Origin of the sequence: Spirulina sp. 06S082 (genome assembly GCF_034932145.1) — a bacterium.
Lineage (GTDB): Bacteria > Cyanobacteriota > Cyanobacteriia > Cyanobacteriales > Spirulinaceae > CCY15215.
In genome coordinates this window covers 1-5,829 of sequence record NZ_JAYGHV010000074.1, presented here as the reverse complement: position 1 = coordinate 5,829, position 5,829 = coordinate 1, and the positions used below count along the sequence as shown (strand labels likewise).

At 40.4% G+C, this 5,829-nt stretch carries 6 protein-coding genes; 3 read left to right on the top strand and 3 right to left on the bottom strand.

What is annotated here, in order from left to right:
* The coding region (locus VB714_RS06815) for a hypothetical protein (RefSeq protein ID WP_323222434.1) at positions 1-1,155 on the top strand (1,155 nt) is incomplete at its 5' end.
* On the opposite strand, the gene VB714_RS06810 is transcribed toward VB714_RS06815, so the two are convergent.
* Positions 1,146-1,268: a hypothetical protein gene (locus VB714_RS06810; protein ID WP_323222432.1), complete on the bottom strand. Its 123-nt coding sequence runs from the start codon at positions 1,266-1,268 to the stop codon at positions 1,146-1,148. The genes VB714_RS06815 and VB714_RS06810 overlap by 10 nt on opposite strands.
* 248 nt (positions 1,269-1,516) lie before the next feature.
* Here VB714_RS06810 and VB714_RS06805 point away from each other — a divergent pair, with 248 nt between their 5' ends.
* Both VB714_RS06805 and VB714_RS06800 read left to right on the top strand, forming a co-directional pair.
* Positions 1,517-2,575, top strand: coding sequence for a DUF3474 domain-containing protein (locus tag VB714_RS06805; protein ID WP_416309625.1), 1,059 nt, complete (start codon positions 1,517-1,519; stop codon positions 2,573-2,575).
* Between the two features lie 90 nt (positions 2,576-2,665).
* On the top strand, positions 2,666-3,778 hold the full coding sequence (locus VB714_RS06800; protein ID WP_323222427.1) for an acyltransferase: 1,113 nt from the start codon (positions 2,666-2,668) through the stop codon (positions 3,776-3,778).
* A gap of 130 nt (positions 3,779-3,908) precedes the next feature.
* On the opposite strand, the gene VB714_RS06795 is transcribed toward VB714_RS06800, so the two are convergent.
* Both VB714_RS06795 and VB714_RS06790 read right to left on the bottom strand, forming a co-directional pair.
* A complete protein-coding gene (locus VB714_RS06795; RefSeq protein WP_323222425.1) occupies positions 3,909-4,358 on the bottom strand; it encodes a YlqD family protein in 450 nt (149 codons plus the stop codon).
* 56 nt (positions 4,359-4,414) lie between these two features.
* Positions 4,415-5,829, bottom strand: a 1,415-nt coding sequence (locus tag VB714_RS06790) for an AMP-binding protein (RefSeq protein WP_323222423.1), incomplete at its 5' end; no start/stop codon positions are given.

The window sequence follows — 5,829 nt, the reverse complement described above, 5'->3', positions numbered from 1 at the left end:
TGTTTTCCTAAGAAAAATATTGTTTTTTATACAGGAAAGCTGGTTACTCGTTGCGATCTAGATACTTCCATGAATTCAATATTTGCCGCATTTTTTAAATTGACAGGTTTCAAGGCATTTAAAAACTTGTTTCATGTCGATCGCATTGGCTTCGATCTGGCACTGTTTGAAAGCGTCACTCAAAACGAACATTGCCTATTTTTAGAGCAAAAAGTAACAGATATTATCTACGATCGCGATGGCGATGAAATTCAAAAACTCCTTCTCAATGATGGTTCTATAATTCATCCTTCCTTTGTCTTTGATGCAACCAATCACGTAAGATTGCTACCCAAAAAACTAGAGATTCCTTGCCACTTTTTCAGCGAAAAACAAAGAATTTTCTTTACTCATTATCGTCGCCCAAATTCTCAATTTTGCTGTTCCGATCGCCAAGATAAAACAGCATCTTGGTCTCACTCAACCAACTTATTAAAACTGTGCCAAGAGTTCGACGGAATTGAGGGAATGGCTTGGTGTATTCCTTTAGGAAGTTATGTTTCCGTGGGGATGAGTATCAATGCAGAGAAATACGATATATCAGATCGAGAAGCGATCGCATTGCTCGATCGCGCCTACCAACAAAGAGGCATTGATTATCGCCAAGATTATAGTCAAGAAACAGAAATTATTTCCGTACAAAATCAATATTTTAAACACGAACGCGCTGGGGGGACAAATTGGCTATTAGCAGGAGGAACTTATAGCCAAGTTTGGTTTCCGACGGGTTCTGGGGTAGCGACTTCTCTTTATACGGCTCGTTTTGCCGATCGCTTCCTAAAATCTCCCCAGAAAACGCGCCAACAATACGAACATTTTATGAGTCAGTTTTTGCCGTCTCATGACGTTCACGAACAAATTATCACCGGGGATATTGAAAATTTTACCTATCAACAAATGTATCGCTGGACAGATTCTTTACTAACCGCGACAGTATTGAGAATCTGTACTTACGCTCAATCTCGCAATCATAAATTAGGGGGTTTATTTGCCAAGCTGATAAAATTCTTAATCGAGTCTAAAATTTTGGAAATTAAGTTTTTCTGTAAAATCTTAGAATCTAATTTAGATCGGCAAACTGAAGATACTCATACAGAAGGATTAACCTATTTGTAGATGCGATCGGCGATCGCACGGAAATTTTGCAGGGCGATCGTTAGACAAGTTACTCTATTCTTATCCTTCTTTAGATCGGGAAGGAATTGAAGCCGCGATCGTTTACGGGTCAAGATGCGATCGAGGTTTAGATGATTTTGGAATGAGTGAGGAAAAAGATATTTGAAAAAATTTTAGGAATGATAAAAATAGCAAATGCGATCGCTATTTTAGCGATCTCAATCCCACCACCTCAAACTCAAGCAAAAAAACAATCGTGAATCGGGAAGCGAGTATGTTAAGATACGTCAACGTTTATCAAAATTGGGACAAAAAGTAACAATTTTATAGTCACCCTGGAGGATTTAGAGTGCAGGTTAGCATACCCAACCTTACAGAGAATTTGCAAGAACCGGAAACGCGATCGCTAGAGGGGAACGAACTTCCCTTTACCCTACAAGATATCAAAACAGCGATTCCCCCGCATTGTTTTGAATCTTCTGTCGTTCGTTCTCTCTCCTACTTTTTCCTCGATATTGGTATTATCGCCGGATTATATGCCCTTGCTTACACCTTAGATTCTTGGTTTTTCTGGCCTTTTTTCTGGGTTGCTCAAGGTACCATGTTTTGGGCTTTATTTGTAGTCGGTCACGATTGCGGACATCGCTCTTTTTCTAAGTATAAATGGCTGAACGATCTTGTGGGTCATCTTTCTCATAGTCCCATTCTCGTTCCTTTCCACGGATGGCGCATCAGTCACCGCACCCATCACAAAAATACTGGTAATATCGACACCGATGAAAGTTGGTATCCCGTCTCAGAATCTTATTACAACGAGATGCCAGCTTACATGAAGTTTCTGCGTTACCAGATGATTTTGTTTCTCTATCCTCTTTATCTTTTTAAGCGATCGCCTGGTAAAGAAGGAACTCATTTTTTCCCTAGCAGTCCTTTGTTTAAACCGTCAGAAAAATGGGATATCATTACCAGTACGGTTTGTTGGGGGGCAATGATTGCCTTACTCGGATTTTTGACCTATCAATGGGGAATAATCTGGTTAATTAAATATTACCTCATGCCCTATATTGTTTTCGTCATGTGGTTAGATTTAGTTACCTATTTACACCACACAGATCCCGATATTCCTTGGTATCGTGGCAAAGATTGGTATTTCCTCAAAGGTGCCTTATCGACCATCGATCATGACTACGGATTTATTAACAATATCCACCATAATATCGGTACTCATGTCGCCCACCATATCTTTTTAACCATGCCTCATTACCATTTAAAAACGGCAACAGAGGCAATCAAACCTATTTTGGGAGAGTATTACCATAAATCGGAACGTTCGATTTGGCAATCTTTCTGGCGGTCATTAAAAACCTGCCATTTTGTCCCCGATACAGGTTCTCCTGTTTACCATCAAAGCAATAAATAGGGGTTAAAGGTTTAATCTTAGGGAATAGAAGAGTTTGATTATCTATCTTCTTCTATTCCCCCATTAACTATAAAAAATTAAGTCCAAACAATGCAGAAAAAAATAGAGTATGAAGCGAAACAACTCAATCTTATACAGCTATTCCGTGGATTAGCGGCGATCGCAGTGGTTTTATACCACGTAGATCTATGCAGTTATGAACAATTAAATAAATCTTTTTTCTTTGATATTTTTGAATTTGGTTTGTCTGGTGTTGATTACTTTTTTGTACTCAGTGGTTTTGTTATTATTTATACTCAACACCGAAGTTTTTTGCAACAAAGTTTTAAAAAATTCAAGCTCTTTTTATTAAAACGACTCATTCGGATTATTCCGATTTATTGGTTTATCAATCTCTGCATTCTTTTAGTTTTAGTTGTATTCCCGATGCTAGAAGCACCCAATCCTATCACTCTAGGATTTACAATACGCTCATTTTTACTAATTCCTCAGAATTTACCGCCGATTAATAATGTAGCATGGACATTAACTTTAATTCTTTTCTTTTATTTTGTTTTCAGTTTGAATTATATCTTGCCTCGTCGTTTTTATTTTGCGATCGTTGCCATGATTATTTTCGCATCAGCAACTCAGTTTATTAGTGCTTTCTTTATTTCTCCAACAGAATATCCTCGCTGGAAACTTATTTTCAATTCTCTCAATTTAGAATTTGTATTTGGTTGTATTGCTGCTTATATTGTGTTAAATTACTCTCTAAAATATCGCAAAATCATATTTTTTCTAGGTTTAATATCTTTCCTATTTTTTGGTTTTGCACAAGCATACAATCTTATTGATGAAGTTAATATCATTAAGATTTGGGGAATCGATCTGATGATCGATCGCACAATTTTCTTGGGAATTCCTTGCTTATTCCTAGTAATGGGAGCCGCTTTAATCGATATTCAAGAAGGCGTAAATATCCCCAATGTATTGCTATATTTAGGCGATGCGTCCTATTCAATTTACTTAGCGCATAGTCCTCTCGTTTATGGTTTGTTTCAATTGAGTTCATTATTCAAACTCAATAGGACGATCGGCAATTCCGATATTTTAGGTTGGCTCATTGCGATCGCCGCGATCGCAATATCGTGTATTTTCTATAATTTAATTGAAAAGCCGCTCACAAGCTATTTAAGAAAACAGTTAATTCCCCAAAGATAAATTTTGAATCAGCGATCGACCATTACCCCAGAGAATAGAGAAGTTTTGGGTTTGGGTTTTAGGGTTGAGAAGAGTAGATTTTTTTACTCTTCCGATGACCCATTACCCATTACCCATTACCCATTACCCCTTAAATTTCGCCGCGAATTTCTTCAATAATACCATCGCGCACGAGAATTTCAACTTGGAGTTTGCGAACTAAATTATCGCCCACCTCAATATTACAAGAGCCTTCCAGTTGACCTTGTACCACCTCTTGATCCATTTCTAAAGTAGCAGTGCGATCGAGTTGTTGTAACAATTGGTTCTTTTTCTGCTGGAGTTCGTTTTTCTTTTGGTTGACTTGATTTTGAATGCTTTCAATCTGTTGTAGGGCTTGCGGGTTAGTGAGGGCGGCTTGTTGCTTTTGAATTTCTTCCATAGCCCTTTGTCCCTGCATTTCAATTTGCTGAAACTGGCCATCGAGTTGATTGGTTTGGGTTTGCAGTTGTTGCTGCATTTCTTCCTTCCAGCGCGGGGTAACGACAACTTTGAGTTGGATCGGGCGCTTGAGAGTGAGTTGGGGTTTCGCTTCAGCCATTAATTTTTCTTCCTTTATCTGTTTTAGTGAATCGGGCTTTGGGGTGAGATAGTTCCTCACCCAAACATCCCGTCAATGATATCGCGATACCGTTCCCTGACAACGGGACGACGAATTTTTAACGTTTGGGTCATCATGCCATTTTCTTGAGAAAAGGGTTCGAGAAGGAGACGAAAGACCTTAATCTGGTCATCCGGACGGTATCCGGGACGATCCTTGACCCGTTGTTTGAGTTCTCGTTGAAACAAATTTAAGATAGCCTGATTGTCGATGTTTTTGCGGTCGCGACTGTTCGCGATCGGCAATTGCAAAGCCAGATTTTCCGCTTTCACCCATTTTTCCAATGCTTCGAGGTTGGGAACGATCAAAGCCCCCAACATCTTTTGGTCTTGTCCCACCAACACGATTTGGTCGATATAAGGACTGCGAACGCAAGCATCTTCAATGGGCTGGGGTTCGACATTTTCACCGTTACTCAATACGATAGTGTCTTTAGCGCGTCCGGTGAGAACGAGATTATCCTCTTGTACCACCATACCCAAATCGCCACTATCAAACCAACCTTCAGGATCGATCGCCTTAGCGGTGGCTTCGGGTTTATTGTAATACCCTTGCATCACTTGAGGTCCGCGAATTAACACGAGTCCTCGCTGTCCCTTGGGGAGAGTTTGGCGAGTTTCAGGATCGACAATGCGAATTTCGGTTTCGGGAAGGGGGGGACCCGATGCCCCTTTGAGGTTGCGTTGGGGGAGACGGGCGTTAGTAATGGGGGCGGTTTCTGTTAAGCCATAACCGACAATTAAAGGCACTTGGGTAATTTCGTAAAAGGTGTCGAGATGTCGTGCTAAGGAACCTCCACCACTGATAAAGGTTTTGACTTTTCCCCCGACGGCTTCTCGGACTTGTTTATAAACGATCGCATCTCCTAAAGCGTGGAGAGGGGAGAAAAGCAGCATTTGGAGTTTGGCTGCTAGGCGATCGCCATCGGAAGGGTTGGGGCATTCAAGGCTCAAATTCTCGGCAATGCGTTTAGCTGTAACGTACTTTTCAGAAATGTTAAAGAAGAAATTAATTATTTTTTGTAAGAAGGGACTTTTAGATCGAAATTGCTTCTGTACTCCTTCATAAATGGACTCCCAAACCCGAGGAACTCCCACCATAAATTGAGGTTTAAAGGTTTTTAAATCTTGTTTAAAGGTGCGAAGACTGGTATAAATTTGCGTGCAGACTTGGGAGAGGAGATAATATTCAGCGATGCGTTCGTAAGCGTGCCAACTGGGGAGAATGGCGAGGACGCGATCGCCAACTTCAGGTTTAATAACGGCGGGGGCTGCAATAATTTGATGCAGTAAATTGCCGTGGGATAGCATTACTCCTTTGGGTTGTCCTGTGGTTCCCGAAGTATAAATTAAAGTTGCCAATTCTTCTCGCGATCGCTTAACGGGAGTGAAAGGAGAATCTTGCCCCAAGG